At 39.8% G+C, this 22,872-nt stretch carries 21 protein-coding genes and 2 pseudogenes; 13 read left to right on the top strand and 10 right to left on the bottom strand.

The annotated features are described in order from the left end of the window. Window positions 1-155: 155 nt before the first annotated feature. Entirely contained in the window at window positions 156-1,091 is a 936-nt protein-coding gene (locus BVU_RS12005; protein WP_011965579.1) for a tyrosine-type recombinase/integrase, read from the bottom strand. A 479-nt stretch (window positions 1,092-1,570) separates the two neighbouring features. Between BVU_RS12005 and BVU_RS12000 the strand changes: the two genes are divergently transcribed. Next, complete coding sequence (locus BVU_RS12000; protein WP_011965578.1) at window positions 1,571-3,112, top strand: RNA-binding domain-containing protein; 1,542 nt, start codon at window positions 1,571-1,573, stop codon at window positions 3,110-3,112. Between the two features lie 16 nt (window positions 3,113-3,128). Next, window positions 3,129-3,846: pseudogene (locus BVU_RS11995) on the top strand (hypothetical protein). 159 nt (window positions 3,847-4,005) lie between these two features. Here the strand turns inward: BVU_RS11995 and BVU_RS11990 are convergent. The 3 genes from BVU_RS11990 to BVU_RS11980 form a co-directional block, all read right to left on the bottom strand. After that, on the bottom strand, window positions 4,006-5,112 hold the full coding sequence (locus BVU_RS11990) for a haloacid dehalogenase-like hydrolase (protein ID WP_005846381.1): 1,107 nt from the start codon (window positions 5,110-5,112) through the stop codon (window positions 4,006-4,008). Between the two features lie 99 nt (window positions 5,113-5,211). Further along, complete coding sequence (dnaK, locus tag BVU_RS11985) at window positions 5,212-7,128, bottom strand: molecular chaperone DnaK (RefSeq protein ID WP_005846379.1); 1,917 nt, start codon at window positions 7,126-7,128, stop codon at window positions 5,212-5,214. Between the two features lie 328 nt (window positions 7,129-7,456). Then, a complete protein-coding gene (locus BVU_RS11980) occupies window positions 7,457-8,248 on the bottom strand; it encodes an META domain-containing protein (RefSeq protein ID WP_005846378.1) in 792 nt (263 codons plus the stop codon). A 124-nt stretch (window positions 8,249-8,372) separates the two neighbouring features. Between BVU_RS11980 and BVU_RS11975 the strand changes: the two genes are divergently transcribed. From BVU_RS11975 to recA, 4 genes are all read left to right on the top strand, one after another. After that, window positions 8,373-9,626 carry a hypothetical protein gene (locus BVU_RS11975; RefSeq protein WP_005846377.1) on the top strand — a complete coding sequence of 418 codons (1,254 nt, stop codon included), beginning with the start codon at window positions 8,373-8,375 and terminating at the stop codon, window positions 9,624-9,626. A gap of 83 nt (window positions 9,627-9,709) precedes the next feature. After that, on the top strand, window positions 9,710-10,903 hold the full coding sequence (locus BVU_RS11970; RefSeq protein WP_005846376.1) for a saccharopine dehydrogenase family protein: 1,194 nt from the start codon (window positions 9,710-9,712) through the stop codon (window positions 10,901-10,903). Window positions 10,904-10,970: 67 nt separating this feature from the next. Beyond that, on the top strand, window positions 10,971-11,417 hold the full coding sequence (gene bcp, locus BVU_RS11965) for a thioredoxin-dependent thiol peroxidase (protein WP_005846375.1): 447 nt from the start codon (window positions 10,971-10,973) through the stop codon (window positions 11,415-11,417). Window positions 11,418-11,429: 12 nt separating this feature from the next. Continuing rightward, window positions 11,430-12,473: a recombinase RecA gene (gene recA / locus BVU_RS11960; RefSeq protein ID WP_011965577.1), complete on the top strand. Its 1,044-nt coding sequence runs from the start codon at window positions 11,430-11,432 to the stop codon at window positions 12,471-12,473. Window positions 12,474-12,667: 194 nt separating this feature from the next. Here recA and BVU_RS11955 read toward each other — a convergent pair whose 3' ends face one another. Further along, window positions 12,668-13,264, bottom strand: coding sequence for a DUF4923 family protein (locus tag BVU_RS11955; RefSeq protein ID WP_011965576.1), 597 nt, complete (start codon window positions 13,262-13,264; stop codon window positions 12,668-12,670). A gap of 140 nt (window positions 13,265-13,404) precedes the next feature. Between BVU_RS11955 and BVU_RS23115 the strand changes: the two are divergent. Continuing rightward, window positions 13,405-13,549: pseudogene (locus tag BVU_RS23115) on the top strand (helix-turn-helix domain-containing protein); the annotation flags it as partial. Window positions 13,550-13,663: 114 nt separating this feature from the next. On the opposite strand, the gene nadC reads toward BVU_RS23115, so the two are convergent. Then, window positions 13,664-14,515, bottom strand: coding sequence for a carboxylating nicotinate-nucleotide diphosphorylase (nadC, locus tag BVU_RS11950; RefSeq protein ID WP_005848499.1), 852 nt, complete (start codon window positions 14,513-14,515; stop codon window positions 13,664-13,666). 80 nt (window positions 14,516-14,595) lie between these two features. Here nadC and rlmH point away from each other — a divergent pair, with 80 nt between their 5' ends. Continuing rightward, window positions 14,596-15,069, top strand: coding sequence for a 23S rRNA (pseudouridine(1915)-N(3))-methyltransferase RlmH (gene rlmH / locus BVU_RS11945; RefSeq protein ID WP_011965575.1), 474 nt, complete (start codon window positions 14,596-14,598; stop codon window positions 15,067-15,069). Between the two features lie 76 nt (window positions 15,070-15,145). Here the strand turns inward: rlmH and BVU_RS11940 are convergent, their stop codons facing one another. Then, entirely contained in the window at window positions 15,146-16,156 is a 1,011-nt protein-coding gene (locus tag BVU_RS11940) for an endonuclease (protein ID WP_011965574.1), read from the bottom strand. Between the two features lie 5 nt (window positions 16,157-16,161). Then, the gene (locus BVU_RS11935) at window positions 16,162-17,619 is read right to left on the bottom strand and encodes an aminoacyl-histidine dipeptidase (protein WP_005848504.1); all 1,458 of its coding nucleotides are present in this window, start codon (window positions 17,617-17,619) and stop codon (window positions 16,162-16,164) included. 221 nt (window positions 17,620-17,840) lie between these two features. Between BVU_RS11935 and BVU_RS11930 the strand changes: the two genes are divergently transcribed. From BVU_RS11930 to trxA (BVU_RS11915), 4 genes are all read left to right on the top strand, one after another. Beyond that, the gene (locus BVU_RS11930; RefSeq protein WP_005846293.1) at window positions 17,841-18,068 is read left to right on the top strand and encodes a hypothetical protein; all 228 of its coding nucleotides are present in this window, start codon (window positions 17,841-17,843) and stop codon (window positions 18,066-18,068) included. Window positions 18,069-18,090: 22 nt separating this feature from the next. Next, window positions 18,091-18,705 carry an OmpH family outer membrane protein gene (locus BVU_RS11925; RefSeq protein ID WP_005848506.1) on the top strand — a complete coding sequence of 205 codons (615 nt, stop codon included), beginning with the start codon at window positions 18,091-18,093 and terminating at the stop codon, window positions 18,703-18,705. A 118-nt stretch (window positions 18,706-18,823) separates the two neighbouring features. Next, on the top strand, window positions 18,824-19,120 hold the full coding sequence (gene trxA, locus BVU_RS11920; RefSeq protein ID WP_011965573.1) for a thioredoxin: 297 nt from the start codon (window positions 18,824-18,826) through the stop codon (window positions 19,118-19,120). 3 nt (window positions 19,121-19,123) lie between these two features. Further along, the gene (trxA, locus tag BVU_RS11915; protein WP_005848510.1) at window positions 19,124-19,582 is read left to right on the top strand and encodes a thioredoxin; all 459 of its coding nucleotides are present in this window, start codon (window positions 19,124-19,126) and stop codon (window positions 19,580-19,582) included. Between the two features lie 103 nt (window positions 19,583-19,685). Here the strand turns inward: trxA (BVU_RS11915) and BVU_RS11910 are convergent, their stop codons facing one another. Both BVU_RS11910 and BVU_RS11905 read right to left on the bottom strand, forming a co-directional pair. Next, the gene (locus tag BVU_RS11910; RefSeq protein WP_005846285.1) at window positions 19,686-20,237 is read right to left on the bottom strand and encodes an NADH peroxidase; all 552 of its coding nucleotides are present in this window, start codon (window positions 20,235-20,237) and stop codon (window positions 19,686-19,688) included. Window positions 20,238-20,314: 77 nt separating this feature from the next. Further along, a complete protein-coding gene (locus tag BVU_RS11905) occupies window positions 20,315-20,725 on the bottom strand; it encodes a Fur family transcriptional regulator (protein ID WP_005846283.1) in 411 nt (136 codons plus the stop codon). A gap of 164 nt (window positions 20,726-20,889) precedes the next feature. On the opposite strand from BVU_RS11905, the gene BVU_RS11900 reads away from it, so the two are divergent. After that, window positions 20,890-22,815, top strand: coding sequence for an NAD(+) synthase (locus BVU_RS11900; RefSeq protein WP_011965572.1), 1,926 nt, complete (start codon window positions 20,890-20,892; stop codon window positions 22,813-22,815). Window positions 22,816-22,872: the final 57 nt, after the last annotated feature.

The raw sequence follows: 22,872 nt of genomic DNA, 5'->3' as shown, positions 1-22,872 counted from the left end.
AGTTTATTATATATAGAGAGAGAAAAAAACTTTTTTTATCAGTTTACAGTCTGTAAATGCTAGAAAATGAAAATAAATCTATACCTTTGCAGCCGATAGACGCTCTCTATATAAGAGTGCGTCCTAATTTCAAAATAATTCAAATATTCCCCTTCTTATAGATCTTTTAAAATATTTCTATTTGCATTATCTATCTGATTAGTCTGTATAGACGAAAGATAGATTTGTGTAGTAGTTTCTGAATCATGCCCCATCGCTTCGCTGATAATACCAATCGAGATGTTTTTCGTCTTAGCTATACTTGCCCAGGAATGGCGCGCCACATACATAGTAAGTGGTGTGGTCAATCCTGCCCGGGCTGCAATCTTCTTCAGCTTACGGTTCACCAGCAACATTTTATTCCGGTATTGTCTGTGCTCCGTGCCATCTTCTCGTTCTATAATAGGTAAAAGATATTGTGTTTCCGAATCTCCGTATCTGTCAATAATCTCCTGCATCTGTTTTTCCCACCGTATAATGAGTTTCTTACCTGTTTTACGACGGCTATAACTCACAAAGCCACTATTGAGATCTTTTTTACGCAAATAGGCAAGATCTATAAAAGACATTCCTCGCATATAGAAAGAAAAGAGAAAGATATCTCGTGCAAATTCCAATGATTTATGATCGGAAAGATCCAACTGCTTGATGTGTTTGATATCTGTCAGGGTGGCAGCTCTCTTTGAGGTCTTGTCCACACCAGTATATACATTCTCAAAAGGATCTGCAGGAAGGGCCAGTCCCTCACCCACTGCCTTACGATACACACAACGCAAAATACGCATATAAAAAGAGGTGGTATTACGACTTAAATGGTGAGTGGAGCGCATCTCCGTTTCATAATGTTCCATCAAATCTGCATCCATCTCATCAAAACATAAGTCTATGCCGTCACGGAACTTCATGAAGCTGTTCAATGCGGACTGATATGTTTCGACTGTCCGTTCTTTTCCTTGCCCTCTAAGACGCTCTATCTGCTCCTGCATGTATTCAAAAACGAAAACGCCCTTACTCGGACGGTTCTTTAATTTTACTAATCTCATATTTGCCATTACCTAGGTTAATTAAATAAATCATCAAAGAAAAATATAATATCATGATTTATATTTTAATGAGGACTTAAATACTTGTAATGGCAAATAGATTCTTTAGAATTAAAGAGAAAGAACTCAGTGTTCTTATATCGACAAGTATATAACAATAAAAAATACAAAAGCGCGCAGCTCTGATAAACTGCACGCTTTTGCTTATTGTTTATGTCCTTGTCTGAATTACTTCACTTCCTCAAAGTCAACATGATATATCTATCAGCGACTTGCGTACACGTGTTGCAAATATAACGCAAACCCGAAAATAAGCATCCATAAGCAACACACGCTCTTGCTCACAAAAGTACGATTTTTATTCATAAACAAGAGATGTAAACGCATAAAAATCAAAAGAAAGCGATGTTTTTAACAGATTCTTCGGTTTTATCCTTACCTTTGTATATGATATTGGGATGTTATACCCGAACAACAATAAGGAAACTATGCAAATACATAACAATACATTGATAGCGGAATGCTCGGCTTACGATTTCAAGGAAATGCTGGAACGTAAGAAAGTAAAGTCATGGCTTAAATCCGTGTCGGCATTTGCCAATACGGACGGTGGCAGTTTGTTTTATGGAGTGAATGATGACGGTGTAATTGTAGGTTTGGAGAATCCACAAGCCGATGCTGATTTTATCAGTGAAATGATAAAGGCACGACTTGACCCTGTGCCGGAAGTTCAGCTTATTCCGATAGAACACGAAGGGCATACCTTGCTTGAAGTGAAAGTAAAGGCAGGAACGCTTACACCTTATTACTATTATCAGGATGGGACACGTACCGCATATGTACGAGTTGGCAATGAAAGCGTGGAGTGTAATTCGCAACAGCTTCTTTCATTGGTATTGAAAGGTACGCACATGACTTGGGATTCACTGCCTACCCAAGTGGATGCCAGCAAACATTCTTTCATCATTCTCGCCAATACTTTCCGTGAGCAAACCCATCAGGAATGGAATGACAAGTATCTGGAATCATTCGGACTAGTAACTCCTGACGGCAAACTGACCAATGCCGGATTGCTGTTTGTGGATAATTGTACCGTATTCCAATCACGTATTTTCTGTACCCGTTGGACTGGACTCTATAAAGATGATGCCATCAGTTCCGTGGAACATCGGGCTAACCTTGTATTGCTATTGAAATACGGCATGGACTTCATCAAGAACTATACCATGAGTGGTTGGGTGAAGATGCCGAACTATCGTCTAAACCTCCCCGACTATTCAGACCGTGCTATCTTCGAAGGATTGGTAAACCACCTTATCCATAGAGATTATACTGTGATGGGTGGTGAAGTGCATATTGACATTTACGATGACCGTGTAGAACTGGTATCACCGGGCGCAATGCTTGACGGAACACAGATTCAAGACCGTGACATATACAAAGTGCCGTCCATGCGCCGTAACCCTGTCATTGCAGACATGTTCACACAGTTGGATTATATGGAGAAACGTGGTTCCGGTTTACGCAAAATGCGAGAGCTTACAGAGAAGCTACCCAATTTCCTGCAAGGTAAAGAGCCGCAATATCAAACGGAAGCGACTTCTTTCTACACCACATTCTATAATTTGAACTGGGGTGACAACGGAAGAATGCCTGTTGAAGAAGTAGCCAACAGGGTAAATAGTACCCTCGAAAAGTATCCTGTAAACAAAGAAAGTTCGGTCGAAAAGTTCGGTGTAAACACAAAAGAGTTCGGTGTAAATGAAGAAAGTTCGGTCGAAAAGTTCGGTGTAAATGCGGATAAGTTCGGAGATACATCGGAAACACAGAAGAAAGTCAGTAAAACTGCACAAAAGATAATCGACCTCGTTATTTCAGATCCTTCAATCACAGCTGATAATATGGCCAACAAGATTGGTGTAACTAAACGCGCTATAGAGAAAAATATCAAGAGCCTTAGGGGTATGGGAATTTTGGTTCACGAAGGTTCAGACAAGGCTGGTTATTGGCGCATTATTGTTAAACCATAAACAGAACAACAAACCTATGGAGACCTCTTTCATACCACTCTTTGCAATCATAGCCGTTTTGATTATCGCCTTTTTGCTTGCCTCTTTGCCACAGGAAACCATAAAACGCGATACCGAGTGCTTTATGCAATAGCCATTATCATGCTATTAGCTGTTATCCCTATTAGTGAATATATGGCTGGTGGCATACAAAACTCAAGTAACAATTATCTGCTTGTCCTAATATTCGATATTGCAGTAGGATATTTCTGTATGTACATTGCTGCTTTGCTAAAATTCAATGTTCTTAAACGAAAGAACCAAGCATTGGAAAACGCCTTGACAGAAAAGCAACAAGAAAATGTGGCAATCCTATTGGAACATCAAAACGAAAAGCAACAAGCACTTCAGCAAGGAGAGCTTGAATGGTTAACAGAAAAAATCAAGGTATTTACTGAAGAAGAACAGGAAGCTATACTTGCCAGTGCTCTATCATTTGCTGAACATGACTTGATAGTTGCTCCCTCAATAAACATACAGCCCAAAGAAACATGTAGTCAGCAAGAACTAATGTACTTTGTCTGCTCTGCTTTTTACAATATGGATAAAAGCCGTAGTAAAATTGTGAGTTTTTTGATGAAAATTTTTCCTCTCTATTTTCCTGCTGGAGAAAGTGTATTGGCAAAAAGATGCCGGGATTAGAAAAGGTTAGGGAGAGAAGAGAAAAAGAAACAACAGCGCTAGTGTCACATTAAAACCGGAACACTAGCGTTTGGCAATTAATTTAATTTCCCCATTCAAGGCATATGTTTACTCAATTGGATTATATGGAGAAACGTGGTTCTCCGTCAGGTACGACTTTTTGCCGTCAGCTATTTTGAATCAGGAGGACAGTTGATAGAAAAATCTTAAGTCTATTCAAGAGATGAGTAGAAAGAGGCAACATCACCATCCTTCATTATATAAGAAATCTGCTTATTCTTCTCCGCTATAATCTTTAATTGCTTCTTTTCTTCTAGAGTCCAGTTCTTGATTTTCTTAAGTTCTGAAATTATTGAATGAGTTTGTTTAAAACTGTTGCTATTTTCCAAATCCATAATAAGTTTCTCTTTTTCTTTGTCTTCCTTATTATCTATCTGTCCATTATGGCTTACCTGCTCTTGCTTATTTATGTAATGGACAGCCATCAATTTTTCATTCGATGCAGTTGTATCAATAATGGTTTTGACTAATTTGTCCAATTCAGATCCTTCTGTATAGTCTGCAGGAGTATAATATTTTATGCGCTTATCTTCCATCATTTTATAGACTTTTCGTTTATCTTTTGTTTTTGGATTATAAACTCCAATAGAATGACCTGAATAAGAATTAATGAGTTTCATACAAGGTATATCCGTATCACTATCACCTATATATACCATATTTCTGAAAGGAATACGAATGTCCTCTGGTTTAAAATAGTCATTGACACCTGAATCATTCACATCTAATGTCCCTTTTTCTATTCTAAAAAGGAATTGAGTCTTGCTCGTGTAATTAATAACTTGTGCTGGCCATTGAGCAACACCATCTTTATCATAATAGAAGGAACTGGCATAAATTTTTTCAAATTCATTAGCGACTTTTGTACCTTCTATCATTTCTTTAAGACCTGATGAAATGATATAATGCTCTACAATAACTCCTCTTTCCATGCCATAGTCTCTAATGCGCTTAAACCAAGTCTCAACACCGGGGAATAATTGTACTTTCGCCCCATAATCCATTAATGCCTTTTTATTAAATATGACTTTTCCATGCGCTTTCTGAATCATGGTAAACATGTAAGCCAAATTTTGATCCATGTCATTCTCTTCAGCTAACCCATTGGACTCTTTCCAAAAAGATTCGACTTCATCCCCAACAGATTGTATATACCCTTGCGCTTGCATGTCATCTGGTGATAATGTCTTATCAAAGTCATAACATATTGCAACAACTGGTTTACTTTCCTTTGTTTTTCTAATAAATTTTTTACTCATATGCTATAATAAAAAAATGAGACACAATTACTATTAATTATGCCTCATTTATGATTTATCTATTCAGTAATTTCTTACTTTACGACTTTGAATTACTTATTATTTGACTTCCTCGAAGTCAGCATCCTGAATATCTTCTTTATTATTAGAAGAACCCTGATTAGCCTGTTGTCCTGCACCTGCACCCGGACCGGCCTGAGCGCCACCTTGTGCACCACTCTGAGCATACATTTCAGCGCTGGCAGCCTGGAATGCTGTATTCAGTTCAGCCATGGCAGTATCAATAGCAGACAAATCCTGTGCTTTATGAGCATCTTTCAGTTTCTGAAGAGCAGCTTCAATCGGAGCTTTCTTATCAGCCGGCAACTTGTCACCTAATTCCTTCAACTGATTTTCAGTAGAGAAAATCATGGAGTCAGCTTGATTCAATTTGTCAATCTTTTCACGTTCCTTCTTGTCTGCTTCTGCATTAGCTTCAGCTTCGGCTTTCATCTTTTCGATTTCTTCCTTGCTCAAACCAGAGGAGGCTTCGATACGGATAGCTTGTTCCTTGCCGGTAGCTTTATCCTTGGCAGATACTTTCAAGATACCGTTGGCATCGATATCGAATGTCACCTCAATCTGAGGAACACCACGACGAGCCGGAGCAATACCAGTCAAATTGAACTGACCGATTGACTTGTTTTGTGCAGCCATCGGACGTTCACCTTGAAGTACGTGGATAGTCACTTCAGTCTGGTTATCGGCAGCTGTAGAGAAGGTCTCACTCTTGCGGGCCGGGATAGTAGTGTTTGCATCAATCAACTTAGTCATTACACCACCCAATGTTTCGATACCCATTGACAACGGAGTAACATCCAGCAATACCACACCTTTGATTTCATCTGTCAAAACAGCACCCTGAACGGCAGCACCTACAGCAACCACTTCGTCAGGATTAACACCCTTGGAAGGAGTCTTACCGAAGAATTTTTCTACCAATTCCTGAACAGCCGGAATACGTGAAGAACCACCAACAAGGATTACCTCATCGATATCAGAGTTGCTCAAGCCTGCATCGCTCATAGCCTTCTTGCAAGGTTCAAGACAAGCCTGAATCAAATTGTGAGCTAAAGCTTCAAATTTAGCACGTGTCAAAGTCTTAACCAAGTGCTTAGGCATACCGTCTACGGGCATGATGTATGGCAGGTTGATTTCTGTTGAAGTAGAAGAAGACAATTCAATTTTTGCCTTTTCAGCAGCTTCTTTCAGACGTTGCATAGCCATCGGATCTTTTGTCAAATCCGCACCTTCGTCATTCTTGAATTCCTGTACCAACCAGTCAATGATTACCTGATCGAAGTCATCACCGCCCAAGTGAGTATCACCGTTAGTAGAAAGTACTTCGAATACACCACCACCAAACTCAAGGATAGAGATATCGAATGTACCACCACCAAGGTCGAATACAGCAATCTTCATATCTTTGTGAGCCTTATCAAGACCATAAGCTAAAGCAGCAGCTGTCGGTTCGTTCACAATACGTTTCACTTCCAGACCTGCAATCTGACCAGCTTCTTTAGTAGCCTGACGTTGTGAGTCCGAGAAGTATGCCGGAACGGTGATAACGGCTTCTGTAACTTCTTGTCCCAGATAATCCTCAGCAGTTTTCTTCATCTTCTGCAGAATCATAGCTGAAATTTCCTGCGGAGTATAAAGACGTCCGTCAATATCTACACGCGGAGTATTATTGTCACCTTTCACTACTTTATAAGGAACACGAGCAGTTTCCTTCTGTACCTGATCCCAAGTTTCACCCATGAAACGCTTGATAGAGAAAATAGTACGTTGCGGATTAGTGATTGCCTGACGTTTTGCAGGATCACCTACTTTACGTTCACCACCGTCAACAAATGCAACGATAGACGGAGTGGTACGTTTACCTTCGCTGTTTGCGATTACTACCGGTTCATTACCTTCAAATACTGAAACACATGAATTTGTGGTTCCTAAGTCAATACCAATAATCTTTCCCATAATTATATATCTTTATTTATTTGTTTTCAATTAAACTGATTTCTTGGCGAATGGTTCACGAAGGACTTCTTTTTTCTTTGGTGCACCAACCGCACGCCCTTCATAAAACAAACGGTATGCCAAAAATAAGAATGTGACAAAGGCTGACAAAATGACTGATTTATTTGCTATATGATACTTTTAAATGGATTCATATAAGGCAAGAATGTCAGAACTCCACCAAATAAAAAACCTGTCAGCATCCTAGCATAATGCCATAAATGCAATCGGCCTGTTTTCTCGTTTATGAGAAAACAGGCCGACCCATATCAATTCGAATGTAGATGGATTATTGTTTCTTCAACACCAACAATTCATTTCCATTTTCACCTAACAAATATACTTTATCATCTTTCATGCTGAAACTTTTTGTTTCATTCAAAGCATTCAGCACGATAGTTTCAGTTTCCATATCAGGACACATCATCATGGTAGTAGCAACATTGTCAAATCTCAAAGAATTGGGTTTTCCATCTTCCTGCATTAACGCACCATTTATGGTATTACAGCCCACATTACCGTAAATGCGGCTTTCATCCAAATTAAAACCGATAAAAGGGGTCACCTCAGCCGTACCTACAATCTTCTTTCCATTCACCAATTCAATAACCCATTCTCCTGAAAGATCAGACAGTGACACTTCCGGAGCCGCCTTCTTTTCCAAAGTCATCAACGGCTGACCATCTTGATTACATAGAGTTATCACGTCGGGCTTGTCAGAAACCGTCTGGAAAGAAGTCACTTTATCCAATGCACCCAATACCATCTGCTCAGTCTTCATATCAGGGCACATCATGCGGGTACTTCCTATCTGTCCAAACTTCAATGTACCTGGCTTCAGAGAGTCGGCTTCAAAACTTCCCATCATACGGTTACATCCGCTATTGCCATAAATACGTTTCTGAGCTACATCAAAACCAATGAAAGGCATTCTCTCTGTAGATATCTTCTGTCCATCCACCTCTGTAATATTCCATTCCCCATCCAGAGAAGAAACAGACAACATATTCTTTCCACTACCACAAGATACAATCAATGCTCCGGCACAAACAGCCATCATTTTCAATACTAGTTTTTTCATATTATTTTTTTGTTAAATCTGTTAGTTTAGTGTGCAAAACTAACCATTTTATTTTTCACTATAGCAATTATACACAAAAATTTTATACCTTTGTATCAATTTATATATACTAACACTTAAAGCAATGAAAAGGTTTTTAGCCATTTTAATTGGGGCAACAAGCTGTAGCCTATGCACTTATGCACAAAACGGATATATAGTCACGACTACTTCACAACAAACAAGTATTTCCGTAGAATCTTTGGAAAAACAGTTTATAAACGATCATTTCAAGTATTACAACCTGTGTGACTGGACACCAGGCATGAAATTCATGGTGATGCCGGAACGTAAAGACATCATTATTCCTCCTTTTAAATCGGCGGAAACCAACAAGGAGGTGGATACAGGAGAGTTAAAACATAAGATTTTTGAATATCTGGGTTCAGAAATTACCGAACGGGGCTTTGTACATTTTAACTTTGAATGTGAAGGGCAACAATATTATCACGAACTTAAAAACACCACTCTGGAACAATATTGCCTGAAGCCCAAAGCCGGTATTCCTACCCTTGCCTACCTGGGTGATGTGGACATAGCCAAAGAACTGCTGGAAGGACAAACCCTATATATGCGTACCAATAAAGTACGTATAGATGATCCCAACAGCATATCGGGCTATAAAGAGGTCCCGATTGGTATAAATGAAGAAGTAACAGTAACAGCTGTCGGAGTGGGCAGCCGCGCATACCCTGTAAAAATCGTATTCCAAGACAAGAAAGGAAACACCTACTATCAGCCGGTAGCTATATCAAAGACTAATTGTGGCATGGCAGACAGTGATTTTATTATGGAAAATAAAAATAAATATTTTCCAAATTCATTTAGCTTCAGTGATGCAAATACAAAAAAATCAAAGAATCTGATGAGTAAATATGGAAAAAAACCTGTCTATCTGAAAGCGGAAACGGAATGTCTGGATGAAACAGACACTCCGGTGAGACTTCCCCGATATACACAATTCACCATCAAAAATATAATCTCACAAAACAACTCTCCTTACGTCTTTTTAGAATTGGAAAACATAGATGGAAAGAATTATAAGATAAAAGCTGCATTCACCCATACGAGTGTAGTTGATGTGATTTTACAATCAGACAATTATTTTACGGATCTATTCGGCATAGGCAACTTACGAACCAAGTATCCGAATATCACAGAAGAAGTTTGGAACATGATAAGCCGCGGTAAGGTACGAAAAGGAATGACAACCGACGAATGTCGTCTGGCATTAGGTAATCCCATGCGCATCCATATAGTCACGGGTGGCTATGAAACATGGTCCTACGAAAGAAAAACCTTAGATTTCACCAATAAGAAACTAGACCGTATCCACTAATACCCAAAATATTTTGTTATCTTTGCCCTGTGAACGGTAATGTCTGCCGGGCATTTTATTTTAACAAGAATAAAAAACAGCAAATGGGTAAAGTATTAATTATCGGTGCAGGCGGTGTAGGTACTGTCGTAGCACACAAAGTGGCTCAGAATCCGGATGTATTCACTGACATCATGATCGCCAGCCGTACAAAATCAAAATGTGATGCAATCGTAAAAGCTATCGGCAATCCAGCTATTAAGACTGCACAGGTAGATGCGGACAATGTAGACGAACTGGTAGCCCTGTTTAATAGTTTCAAACCCGAAATCGTCATCAATGTAGCTCTGCCTTATCAAGATCTGACCATCATGGAAGCTTGTCTGAAAGCCGGGGTGAATTATCTGGATACAGCAAACTATGAACCAAAGGATGAAGCTCATTTCGAATACAGCTGGCAGTGGGCTTATAAAAAACGTTTTGAAGACGCAGGACTGACAGCGATACTGGGTTGTGGATTCGATCCGGGAGTAAGTGGTATTTATACAGCCTACGCAGCAAAACATCATTTTGACGAGATGCACTACTTGGATATTGTGGACTGTAATGCCGGCAACCATCACAAAGCGTTCGCTACCAATTTTAATCCTGAAATCAATATCCGCGAAATTACTCAGAACGGACGTTATTATGAAGAAGGCAAATGGGTGACCACCAAGCCATTGGAATACCACAAGGATCTGACTTATCCCAATATCGGTCCTCGTGATTCCTACTTGCTGTATCATGAAGAGCTGGAATCATTAGTTAAGAATTTCCCGACCATCAAACGTGCTCGCTTTTGGATGACTTTCGGTCAGGAATACCTGACTCATCTGCGTGTCATCCAGAATATCGGTATGGCCCGCATTGACGAAATAGATTATAACGGAGTGAAAATTGTTCCGTTACAATTCCTAAAAGCCGTACTCCCCAATCCACAGGATCTAGGAGAAAATTATGAAGGCGAAACTTCTATCGGATGCCGCATCCGAGGCGTAAAGGATGGCAAAGAACGTACTTACTATGTTTACAACAACTGTAGCCATCAAGAAGCTTACAAAGAAACTGGAATGCAGGGAGTAAGCTATACAACTGGAGTTCCAGCCATGATTGGAGCCATGATGTTCCTGCAAGGATTGTGGAAACGTCCGGGAGTATGGAATGTAGAAGAGTTTGATCCCGATCCATTTATGGAACAACTGAACAAACAAGGTTTGCCTTGGCATGAAGTATTCGATGGTGATCTAGAACTTTAAAATAGTGATTAATGGCCCATAATTCATACTTGGGCCACACTAACCATTAATCATTAACCACTAAAAAATGAACATAGGAGATAAAGCCCCGGAAATATTAGGCTTAAACGAAAAAGGAGAAGAAATTCGTTTAAGTAATTACAAAGGAAAAAAGATAGTACTCTATTTTTATCCTAAGGATATGACATCTGGTTGTACTGCCCAGGCATGTAATTTGCGTGATAATTATGCGGAACTGCGCGCCCATGGTTATGAAGTAATCGGTGTCAGTGTGAATGATGCCAAATCGCATCAGAAATTTATTGAAAAGAACGAGCTACCCTTTACTCTTATTGCCGATACCGACAAGAAGTTGGTAGAACAATTCGGAGTATGGGGAGAAAAAAGTATGTACGGACGTAAATATATGGGTACATTCCGTACAACTTTCATCATTAACGAAGAAGGCGTGATTGAACGTATCATCTCTCCCAAAGAGGTGAAAACAAAAGAGCACGCACAACAAATTTTATAAACCAACAGATTTATGGCAAAAAAAGATAACGAAGAAATTCCATTCGCAGCAAGTCCGAGTGCCGGAAATAGTGAAAAACTGAAAGCGCTGCAAGCTGCAATGGATAAGATAGAGAAAACTTTTGGTAAAGGCTCTATCATGAAAATGGGTGATGACAACGTACAGGAAGTGGAAGTGATTCCTACCGGGTCTATCGCCTTGAACGCCGCATTAGGGGTAGGCGGCTATCCCAAAGGTAGAATCATAGAAATTTATGGTCCCGAATCATCCGGTAAGACTACATTGGCTATCCATGCCATTGCTGAAGCTCAGAAGGCAGGCGGCATTGCCGCTTTCATTGATGCCGAGCATGCTTTCGATCGTTTCTATGCGGCCAAACTGGGAGTGGATGTAGATAACTTATGGATATCACAACCCGATAACGGTGAACAGGCACTTGAAATTGCTGAGCAATTGATACGCTCATCCGCCATTGATATCATTGTTATCGACTCTGTCGCGGCATTGACTCCGAAAGCTGAAATTGAAGGAGATATGGGTGATAACAAAGTAGGTTTACAGGCACGTTTGATGTCTCAGGCTTTGCGCAAGCTTACGTCAGCCATCAGCAAGACCAATACAACTTGTATTTTTATCAACCAGTTGCGTGAAAAAATCGGTATCATGTTTGGTAACCCTGAAACAACTACCGGTGGTAATGCTCTGAAATTCTACGCTTCCGTACGTTTGGATATCCGTCGCTCCACTCAACTGAAAGATGGTGAAGAAGTAATCGGCAACCAGACTAAAGTAAAAGTGGTGAAAAACAAAGTGGCACCTCCTTTCCGTAAAGCCGAATTCGATATCATGTTTGGTGAAGGGATCTCAAGAGCTGGTGAAATCATTGATTTAGGTGCTGATTTAGGCATTATCAAGAAAAGCGGTTCATGGTACAGCTACAACGAAACCAAACTGGGACAAGGACGTGACGCCTCCAAACAAGTGATTCAGGACAACCCCGAACTGGCGGAAGAACTGGAAGGTCTGATTTTCGCAGCACTGAAAGAACAAGAATAAATCGTTCTCACATATATGCAACATATCACATTCATGACCAGTATATACGGAAACAATACATTTTAAATAAAAGCCGTTTTGACCTAACCATAATAATAAGGTTAGGTCAAAACGGCTTTATCCTCAAACATTATTTCCAATCACTATTTTTCAACTTTCATAAAACACCTGTATCCATATTTTACAAAAAGCATCTACTTTTTCAATTCAAATCCTAACATCAGCCCGTCATAAGCTTCAGCTACACTGTTAAGAGTGGCAGCTGTGGAATTTACTTTGGAAGCCGCTCCAGTAATCACCTTTAGAATAGACATCAACTTATCAGCATTAAACACAAGACTCATACTATTTCCTGTCACTGTCACATAAGCTACCGTCTGTATGCCCAACTTATTTTTCATAGTAATCGTCTTAGCTTCATCATCAAAAACATAAGTGCCGCTTACCGTACGTTTTTTCAATATATATGAATAAGTACCATCCTCCTTGAAAATATACTTAATACCAGCCAAACCAATCTTATCATATATTGTCTGTAATTTTTCTTCCACTTCTTTGGCCGCTATCTCTCCACCAGCCTTTGCCAGCAACTGATCACTCTCGAACTGACATTCAGGAGCCTGATAAGTCCAAGTCCCCACAATGGAATGAGCCGTAGTAGCCTTGTTACCAATTACGGCCTTTGCCACTCCTGTCAATACAGATTTCAAATCCTGCGCCTCAGCATGGACAGAACACATAGACAATATCAAAACAACTCCCCACCATTTAAAAACATTTTTTTTCTTCATATACTTAATTACTATAATATTCAACGACAAAGATAAAACAAAGAGACGAAAAGATAAATAACATCACATCATATCATGGATTTGGACTGTCTTGCTATGACCAAACTGAAAAAATCAAGAACACTATACACAGAAAAATCTGTTTACTTACAAATACCAACATGAATATCAACGACATATCTTGCAAGGTAGGCTTTTCCTGCCAGAGGCATTTCAGTACCTCCTTTAAACAAGTTAAAGGAAATGACACCTACCCAATTTAAAGAAGAAAGTAAAAGAAACTAATATCAATGACGCAAATGTGCGAATTCATTTTAATTTTATTCGTACCACTTGCGTCATTCACATTTCAAAAAGAAGTCCAAAATTTAGAATTCTCTCTTATCATAAAACATTTCCTTAACAGGCCTTGAAGCTCATATCCAATCCTTTTACAGAATGGGTCAGCGCACCAAAAGAAATGAAATCCACTCCTGCCTGCGCATAAGGCAACATAGTATCGTAAGTAATACCACCGGAAGACTCGGTTTCGCAACGACCTCCTACTATCTCTACAGCCTTACGAGTATCTTCAGGTGTAAAGTTATCAAACATAATACGATCCACACCTTCTGCCAACGCCTGATTCAATTCGTCAAAGTTACGCACTTCCAATTCAATCTTCAAGTTCTTACCCTTTGCCTTACAATATTCTTTGGCACGGGACACCGCATTGTGTATGCCGCCTGCGAAATCTACATGGTTGTCTTTCAGCAGAATCATATCAAACAAACCGATACGGTGATTGCATCCTCCTCCTATCTTTACAGCCATCTTCTCCATGATACGCATACCCGGAGTTGTCTTACGGGTATCAAGTACACGAGTTTTCGTACCTTCCAGTTTCTTCACATATTTATTGGTCATAGTAGCAATGCCACTCATGCGTTGCATGATATTCAGCATCAAGCGTTCTGTCTGAAGAAGTGACTGAACTTTACCTTCCACCACCATAGCCACATCACCCGGTTTCACGTGAGTTCCATCTTGAATGAACACCTCCACCTTCATTGTGGGATCAAAACGGCGAAATACTTCTTTAGCCACTTCAATGCCTGCTAAAATACCTTCTTCCTTAATCAACAACTTTGATTTTCCCATTGCATCTGCGGGAATACATGACAAGGTAGTATGATCCCCATCACCTATATCTTCAGCAAAAGACAGGTCTATCAGTCTGTCTATTAAGTCTTTTACTACTAATTCGTCCATAATGTTATCGTTTTTTTATGAATTGATAGGCAAAGGTAGAGATTTTCCGTATTTTTGCAAAGTAAACCAGAAAAGAACGTATGAAATTTACATTATTAGTAGTAGGACGCACTGTCGAAAAACATTATATCACCGCTATCAATGATTATGTGGAACGTACCAAGCACTTCATTTCTTTCGATATGGAAGTCATCCCCGAACTCAAGAACACCAAAAACCTGAGTATGGAGCAACAAAAAGAGAAGGAAGGAGAACTAATTCTGAAAGCTTTGTTGCCGGGCGATGTAGTGGTTTTATTGGATGAACATGGAAAAGAATTCCGTTCCGTAGAATTTGCCAACTGGATAGAACGCAAAATGCACACTGTAAACAAACGGTTAGTATTCATCATTGGGGGACCATACGGATTTGCACCCAAAATATATGATGCAGCCCAAGAAAAGATCTCATTATCCAAGATGACCTTCTCACATCAAATGATACGCCTTATTTTCGTAGAACAGCTATACCGGGCGATGACTATATTGAATAACGGTCCTTATCATCATGAATAGAAATATATAGCGGTTAGTGATTAACACCTGCGGCATAATAGCGCAGTCCATTCATCACTAACCACTAATTCTCTCCCTATTTTCCAATTTCAAAGTCCACACACACTGGTAAATGGTCGCTATAGCCACCATGATATTTCTTTCCCCAGTAGGTACGTGATGGGATATCACCACCATATTTTTCATCCTCTTCCAATAGGAACGGATATTTTAAAATCTGTGCCTTATCATATGAAGTGCGCATACTATCATGCCCTTGTAACAAAAAACCGGAAACAATCAGCTGATCAAGTACGCCCCACTCACCTCGATAACGATAGGTTCCCTCCTTACGCCCGTCCATCAGATTATACAGTTTCTTAGCCTGTACTTCACCTTTCGGAGCCACGGCACCCAATACTTTAGCTATCGAATTATTAGTGGGATAATCATTAAAATCACCCATTATCATCACATTGGGATGCTGGCGAAGGTTTATGATGGAATCTGCCGCTATGTTCAATATCTGTGCAGTGAAAAGACGATAAGGCTCACTTTTTTCCTCACCACCGGCACGAGACGGCATATGGCACACAAACACGTCCAAAGTATCACCTGATGCTACCTGCCCCATCACATGAAGGATATCACGTGTAGGGCGGCGTTCCATCTCCTTATAAGGAACAGAAAGGCTGTTTTTGCCCAGCAACTTAAAACTTCCTCGCTGATAAAGCAACGCCACGTCAATACCACGCTCATCAGGAGAATCAGTCATGACATAACGATAACCTGCCTCGCGTAATGGTGAGTTTTCTGTCAGATCTTTCAAGCAATGATCATTTTCCACTTCACAAAGCCCCACCAAATCGGGAACATTTTCCTCACCGGTGGCAATAATAACCTTAGCTATCTTAGCCAATTTATCATGATAGCGCGCTTGTGTCCATCCTTTCGGAGCATCTGGCAAAAATTCATAATCATTTTTCAACGTGTCGTGCTGACAATCGAACAAATTCTCTACATTATAGAACATTACCCGAAACGGTTCCTGTGCATACGTCACCCCTACCAGGTAGCACAAACAAAGAAATAAAATTGTTTTCTTCATATAAATTATTTTGTCGGTATATTAACCAATACATCCAGCAAATGACGCCAGAATTTATCTACAGTAGGTATCAGCATACGCTCATCAGGTGAATGAACACCACGCAGAGTAGGTCCAAAAGAAACCATATCCAGTGACGGATATTTCTCAAGGAACAAACCACACTCCAATCCGGCATGAATTGCCTTTACTTTAGGTTCCACACCAAAAAGTTTTTTATAGCTATCTACCGCAACTTTCAAAACTGGAGAATCCGTATTCGGTTTCCACCCTGGATAGCCTTCACCAGTTGTTACTTCAGCACCTCCCAAAAGAAAAGCAGAACGGATCATCTCGGACATATCCTTGCGTGATGAAAGAATGGAGCTGCGCTGGCTAGTCACTATTTTAATCTTGTTTCCCTCTACCTGTTTGATGGAAGCAAGATTAGACGAAGTTTCTACTAATCCCGGAATATCCTGACTCATGGCATACACTCCATTGTGCACAGCGTAAACAGCTCTCAGAAGGTGTCCGGCAGTAGTCATATCTATCGCTTCCTTACAAGGGGATTCAGAAGAGAGTTCGGTTCTCAAGTTCGGTTCTGTCGCAGCATATTCATTCTCCAGTTCTGCGGTATAGATATTCAAATCTACACGAACCGATTCCTTATCCTTCATAGGTACCGCACATAATGCCTGTGCCTCACGAGGTATGGCATTATGCAGGTTTCCACCATCAATCTCACATAAATATAAAATATATTTAGAAGCCAACTGGGTCAGAAAACGATTCAGCAGCTTATTGGCATTCGCTCTACCTTTATTAATATCATCACCGGAGTGCCCACCAGTCAATCCCTTGACCGCCACACGGAAATAGAAATAATCCTGTGGGGCAGAAACAGGCTGATAAGTAAATTCCGCTGTAGTATTTGCACCACCGGCACAGCCGATAAATAATTCTCCTTCATCTTCCGAGTCCAAATTAATCAGAATATCACCAGTCATAAACCCTGGCTTCAATGCAAAAGCACCTGTCAATCCAGTTTCTTCATCCACCGTGAAAAGACACTCTAGCGGACCATGCTCTATATCAGTAGCAGCCAATATAGCTAATTCTGTCGCCACACCGATACCATTATCCGCCCCCAATGTAGTACCTTTGGCTTTCAACCATTCACCGTCCACCACTGTTTCAATAGGATCAATTAGAAAATCATGCTCCACATCACTGTTTTTTTCACAAACCATATCTATATGAGACTGCAAAATCACAGTTTTCAAATTCTCCTTACCCGGAGTGGCAGGCTTTTTAATTAATACATTGCCTACTTCATCTGTCTTGGTTTCCAAACCATGTTCTCTACCGAAGGCTTTCAAATAAGCAATTATTTTCTCCTCTCTTTTAGAGGGACGGGGTACCTTACATATCTCTTCAAAATAATAAAAGACAGATGCAGGCTTTAAATTCTTTTCATTCATAATCATGTCGTTTAGGAAAATTCAGTTTCCAAATTTGCAAAAAATGGTTAAATAATTCTCTTAAATAGGACACTTCCTCTTTTTTAATGAAAAAAGAGAAAGCTAAATCATTGCAAAATTCTATATTTGCTATGCAAATTTAGTCCGCAGACACGAAATGCTTCAATAAATTTGGCATTTCCCTTGCCTTACACTAACTTTGCACCACAAAAATAATAGAAATGCTTGATACTATCCTTATAACTGTGTTAATAGTTGCTATCTGTATAGCATTATTGTCTATCGGAATCTTTCTAAAAGGAAAGTTTCCAAATACACATGTAAGCGGTAATAAGGCACTCCGTAAAAAAGGAATAGGCTGTGTGCAATCACAAGATCGTGAAGCACGCAAACCTAATAAAAATGCCATAGCCGAAATTGAAAAGCAAAGCAAAACGGATAATAATTAATAAACAATACGTGAAAAAGATTATGAAAAGAACAAATTTCATCCTGAATGGATTTCTAGCGCTAGCCATCGTGTTAGTGTTCGCACAATGTAGCGACAAAAACAACAACGCTGCAACTTCTTCCGCTGCTCCGGCTGCCGGCGTTGCAGGTTCCTCAAACATGAAAATAGCTTATGTGGAAATCGATTCACTGTTGACTAAGTACAATTTCTGGAATGACTTAAATGAAGTGATGATACAGAAAGAAGAAAATATCCGCACTACTTTAAATGAAAAAGCAAAGAAGCTGGATGCTGATGCTAAAGAATTCCAACGCAAACTGGAAAATAATGGCTTTGCTACACGTGAACGTGCTGAACAAGAACAGATGAGACTGATGAAGCAACAACAAGAACTGCAGGCACTCCAACAGAAACTAAGCGACGAGCTAGCTTCTGAAAACCAAAAGAACAGCTTGCAGTTACGTGATTCTATCAATTCATTCTTGAAAATTTATAATCAGAACAAAGGATATGATCTGATTATCAGCAATACAGGATTTGACAACTTGCTATACGCTAATCCGGCATACAACATCACACAAGAAATCATTGACGGACTGAATGCACGTTATACTCCCTCTTCTGTAAAAAAATAATAGTTCATCAACCTTATATATGTAAAGCCGGAACAGTCTACTGTTCCGGCTTTACTTTTAAACAAAAAGCACCCTATAAACGTTTTTATTATAATAAAAATAACGAAAGGAGAACATTATGGAAAGATTTGAAGATTTAATCACCTCAAACATCCCTGTATTAGTTGATTTTTTTGCTGAATGGTGCGGACCTTGCAAAGCCATGAAACCTATTTTAGAAGAATTAAAAGGAATAAAAGGGGAAAAAGTAAGAATTGTCAAGGTAGATGTAGACAAACATAAAGAAATTGCTGCATACTATCAGATTCAGTCAGTTCCCACACTAATGATTTTTAAAAACGGTAAGCAATTGTGGCGACAAAGCGGTGTAATGCGTGCCAATGATTTAAGCACTATTCTAGCCCAATATGAGTAAAATATGAAGAAAACAATCACATGTATTCTATTAACTGCCGGATTAACGGGATATCTCAGTGCCCAAACTCCTGTCCAGGATAAGTCAGATAAAAATTCAGGAAAAGTCATACGTATGGACAAACAAATGTTCTTGGATAATATATTTGACTACACTTCCGGTTCCACTAACTGGAAATACAAAGGAGAGAAACCGGCAGTTATTGATTTTTACGCCACATGGTGTGGTCCCTGCCGTATGGTTGCCCCTCTGCTAAAAAGTCTGGCCAAAGAATACAAAGATCAAATTGCAGTTTACAAAGTAGATACAGACAAACAAAAAGAATTATCTGCCGTTATGGGAATACAGTCACTGCCCACCATCATCTTTATTCCCAAAACGGGACAGCCACAAATCATTATAGGAGCAGCCAATAAAGCTACTTTCAGGAAAGCCATTGAAGAAGTGTTACTGAAAGAATGAGAAACAAGCCCTATATATCTCTAATCTAAATATAACCAATAAAAGAGAGGGGGCAATAATAATTGCTCCCCCTCTCTCCATTTATACTATAGCAAATTGTATATTATTTCTTGAAATATCTGTTGTACAAACCTTCAAAACCTTTGCCGTGACGAGCTTCGTCCTTAGCCATTTCGTGAACTGTATCGTGAATAGCATCCAAGTTCAAAGCTTTTGCACGAGTAGCAATGCGTTTCTTGTCAGCACAAGCACCTGACTCAGCATTCATTCTCTTTTCCAAGTTAGTCTTTGTATCCCATACACAGTCACCCAGCAACTCAGCAAACTTAGCAGCATGTTCTGCTTCTTCCCAAGCATAACGTTTGAAAGCTTCAGCAACTTCAGGATAACCTTCGCGGTCTGCCTGACGGCTCATTGCCAAATACATACCAACTTCTGTACATTCACCCATGAAATGGTTGTTCAAATCCTTAATCATTTCTTCATCACAACCTTTTGCTACGCCGATAACGTGTTGGTCTGCAAATTCCAATCCACCTTCTGTTTCTACCATTTCGTTAAACTTAGAAGCAGGCGCTTTACACAACGGACATTTTTCAGGAGCTGCATCACCTTCATGAATATAACCACAAACTGTACAAATAAACTTTTTCATAATTTCTTTTTTTATTAGTTAGTCAATATTTTATTTATTAGTTAGTCATTTACTCTCTATCCTTTTTAACTTCTTTCTTAATCTTCTTTAGAACAAGCAGGGCATATACCTTTATAATATTGGTGAATTTCATCCACTTTGAATCCATTCATATCAATTTGCTCTACTTTTTTCACTTCATTACTATAGGGTAAATCGAATATTTTACCACATTTCTTGCAAAGGAAATGAGCATGTAGGGAAGTATCGCCGTCAAAACACGCATTCTTTTCATCAATTGTAAGCATTAAAGCTGCTCCATGCTCGACAAAGAGTTTCAGTGTATTATACACTGTAGTCTTGGACAAGGTTGGAATATCCTTACATAGCGCCAAATAAATCTCATCGATAGAAGGATGAGTTTTATGAGCCAACAAATAATCCATAATAGCTATGCGCTGTACGGACGGCTTAATGTTATAACTGATAAGATAATCGTAACTCTTCATATATTCCCTTTTTGTAACTATTACAATTTTATTTCATGTGCAAAGATAGATAGTTATTCGCAACAAACAAATAAATCACGCACTTTTTTTTATTTTTTTTATTTAGAGGTATAAATCGGGAAAGAATGATTAATTTTGCAGGTATATATAATAATAGGTATAATATGAAATACGGTTTTGTAAGAGTGGCGGCTGCCATTCCGATAGTGAAAGTGGCTGACTGCAAATTTAATGCACAACAGATTGAAACTCAAATTGCCATAGCAGACGGGAAAGGAGTACAAATTATCATTTTCCCCGAACTAAGTATTACAGGGTATACTTGCGCCGACTTGTTCGGTCAGTCTTTACTGTTGGAAGAAGCAGAAATGGCTTTAATGCAAATTATGAATAATACCCGACAAATGGATATCATCTCTATTATAGGGATGCCTGTGGTTATGAATTCCACGCTGCTGAACAGTGCTGTTGTTTTCCAAAAAGGGAAAATACTGGGTATTGTTCCTAAAACATATTTACCTAATTATAAAGAGTTCTATGAACAACGCTGGTTTACCTCTGCTCTGAACCACCCGGATGCCAATGTACGCCTCTGCGGACAAAATGTACCGGTCAGCGCCAACCTGCTTTTCGACACTCCGGAAACTTGCTTTGGCATTGAAATCTGCGAAGACATGTGGGCCCCCATTCCGCCCAGTTCCGCATTAGCACTGAAAGGAGCGGAAATCATTTTCAACATGTCTGCCGACAATGAAGGAATAAGCAAGCATAATTATGTCCGTTCATTAGTCAGTCAACAATCAGCACGCTGTCTGGCAGGATATGTATTCAGTTCATCCGGTTTCGGCGAATCAACCACAGACGTTGTTTTTGCAGGCAACGGACTGATATATGAAAACGGCACGTTACTTGCCGAGTCTGAACGTTTCTCATTCAAGGAACAATTGGTCATCAGTGAAATAGACGTGGAGCGTCTTCGTGGTGAACGGTTGACCAATACCACTTTTGCCGCCAATATCGGCAACTGCCCGGGACGTCCCGCCATCCACATCAGTACAGAATTTGTCAACACACGCGATCTTAGTCTGACGCGCAGTATAGAAGCTCATCCTTTTGTTCCTCAAGGCAAAGAATTGGATGAACGCTGTGAAGAAATCTTCGCTATCCAAATAGCAGGACTAGCCAAACGTCTGGTACACACTCACTGCAAGACTGTAGTAGTCGGTATTTCCGGTGGTCTGGATTCCACCTTGGCACTTTTGGTCTGTGCCAAGACTTTCGATAAATTGGATCTGCCACGAAAAGGTATCATCGGCATCACCATGCCTGGTTTCGGTACTACCGACCGTACTTATAACAATGCTCTCCATCTGATGGCTTCACTAGGTGTTACCATTAAAGAAATCAGCATAAAGGAATCCTGCATCCAACACTTTAACGATATTAACCACGACATGACCGTACACGATGTAACCTACGAAAACAGCCAGGCACGCGAACGGACTCAAATTCTGATGGATGTTGCCAACCAATTGGGCGGTCTTGTCATTGGTACGGGAGACCTTTCAGAACTTGCCCTAGGCTGGGCCACCTACAATGGCGACCATATGTCTATGTACGGAGTCAATGGAAGCATTCCCAAAACACTGGTCAAATACCTGGTAAATTGGGTGGCTTTGAATGGCATGGATAATGAATCACGTATTACCCTGCTCGATATTGTAGACACTCCTATCAGTCCCGAACTGATTCCTGCTGATGAAAACGGCAATATAAAACAAAAGACAGAAGATTTGGTAGGACCATACGAACTGCATGATTTCTTCCTTTATCAATTCCTACGTTTCGGTTTTCGTCCCGCCAAGATATTCTTCCTGGCAAGTATCGCTTTTCGTGATACATACGATGAGGAAACAATCAAAAAATGGCTTACTATATTCTGCCGCCGTTTCTTTCAACAACAATTCAAACGCTCTTGCCTGCCCGATGGTCCCAAAGTGGGATCTGTATCACTCAGTCCCCGAGGTGACTGGCGTATGCCGAGCGATGCCAGTGCAGCTTCATGGCTGAAAGAATGCGAAGAGCTATAAACCACATAAAAAAGTAAGTCGGCTTCAAAGACAAAGTAACTTAACTTACTCGCCCAA

It is taken from the genome of Phocaeicola vulgatus ATCC 8482, assembly GCF_000012825.1.
GTDB lineage: Bacteria > Bacteroidota > Bacteroidia > Bacteroidales > Bacteroidaceae > Phocaeicola > Phocaeicola vulgatus.
Note: the sequence above shows the minus strand (reverse complement) of the source record. Positions and strands in the feature narration are given on the sequence as shown.

Bases quoted from the DNA above. Each gene is read 5' to 3' on its own strand.
- dnaK (WP_005846379.1), bottom strand. From the start codon at position 7,128: ATGGGAAAGATTATTGGTATTGACTTAGGAACCACAAATTCATGTGTT.
- trxA (WP_011965573.1), top strand. From the start codon at position 18,824: ATGGAAAGATTTGAAGATTTAATCACCTCAAACATCCCTGTATTAGTT.
- recA (WP_011965577.1), top strand. From the start codon at position 11,430: ATGGCAAAAAAAGATAACGAAGAAATTCCATTCGCAGCAAGTCCGAGT.
- BVU_RS11930 (WP_005846293.1), top strand. From the start codon at position 17,841: ATGCTTGATACTATCCTTATAACTGTGTTAATAGTTGCTATCTGTATA.
- nadC (WP_005848499.1), bottom strand. From the start codon at position 14,515: ATGGACGAATTAGTAGTAAAAGACTTAATAGACAGACTGATAGACCTG.
- BVU_RS12000 (WP_011965578.1), top strand. From the start codon at position 1,571: ATGCAAATACATAACAATACATTGATAGCGGAATGCTCGGCTTACGAT.
- BVU_RS11955 (WP_011965576.1), bottom strand. From the start codon at position 13,264: ATGAAGAAAAAAAATGTTTTTAAATGGTGGGGAGTTGTTTTGATATTG.
- BVU_RS11900 (WP_011965572.1), top strand. From the start codon at position 20,890: ATGAAATACGGTTTTGTAAGAGTGGCGGCTGCCATTCCGATAGTGAAA.
- BVU_RS11910 (WP_005846285.1), bottom strand. From the start codon at position 20,237: ATGAAAAAGTTTATTTGTACAGTTTGTGGTTATATTCATGAAGGTGAT.
- BVU_RS11980 (WP_005846378.1), bottom strand. From the start codon at position 8,248: ATGAAAAAACTAGTATTGAAAATGATGGCTGTTTGTGCCGGAGCATTG.
- BVU_RS11940 (WP_011965574.1), bottom strand. From the start codon at position 16,156: ATGAAGAAAACAATTTTATTTCTTTGTTTGTGCTACCTGGTAGGGGTG.
- rlmH (WP_011965575.1), top strand. From the start codon at position 14,596: ATGAAATTTACATTATTAGTAGTAGGACGCACTGTCGAAAAACATTAT.
- BVU_RS11925 (WP_005848506.1), top strand. From the start codon at position 18,091: ATGAAAAGAACAAATTTCATCCTGAATGGATTTCTAGCGCTAGCCATC.
- BVU_RS11975 (WP_005846377.1), top strand. From the start codon at position 8,373: ATGAAAAGGTTTTTAGCCATTTTAATTGGGGCAACAAGCTGTAGCCTA.
- BVU_RS12005 (WP_011965579.1), bottom strand. From the start codon at position 1,091: ATGGCAAATATGAGATTAGTAAAATTAAAGAACCGTCCGAGTAAGGGC.
- BVU_RS11935 (WP_005848504.1), bottom strand. From the start codon at position 17,619: ATGAATGAAAAGAATTTAAAGCCTGCATCTGTCTTTTATTATTTTGAA.
- trxA (WP_005848510.1), top strand. From the start codon at position 19,124: ATGAAGAAAACAATCACATGTATTCTATTAACTGCCGGATTAACGGGA.
- BVU_RS11990 (WP_005846381.1), bottom strand. From the start codon at position 5,112: ATGAGTAAAAAATTTATTAGAAAAACAAAGGAAAGTAAACCAGTTGTT.
- bcp (WP_005846375.1), top strand. From the start codon at position 10,971: ATGAACATAGGAGATAAAGCCCCGGAAATATTAGGCTTAAACGAAAAA.
- BVU_RS11970 (WP_005846376.1), top strand. From the start codon at position 9,710: ATGGGTAAAGTATTAATTATCGGTGCAGGCGGTGTAGGTACTGTCGTA.
- BVU_RS11905 (WP_005846283.1), bottom strand. From the start codon at position 20,725: ATGAAGAGTTACGATTATCTTATCAGTTATAACATTAAGCCGTCCGTA.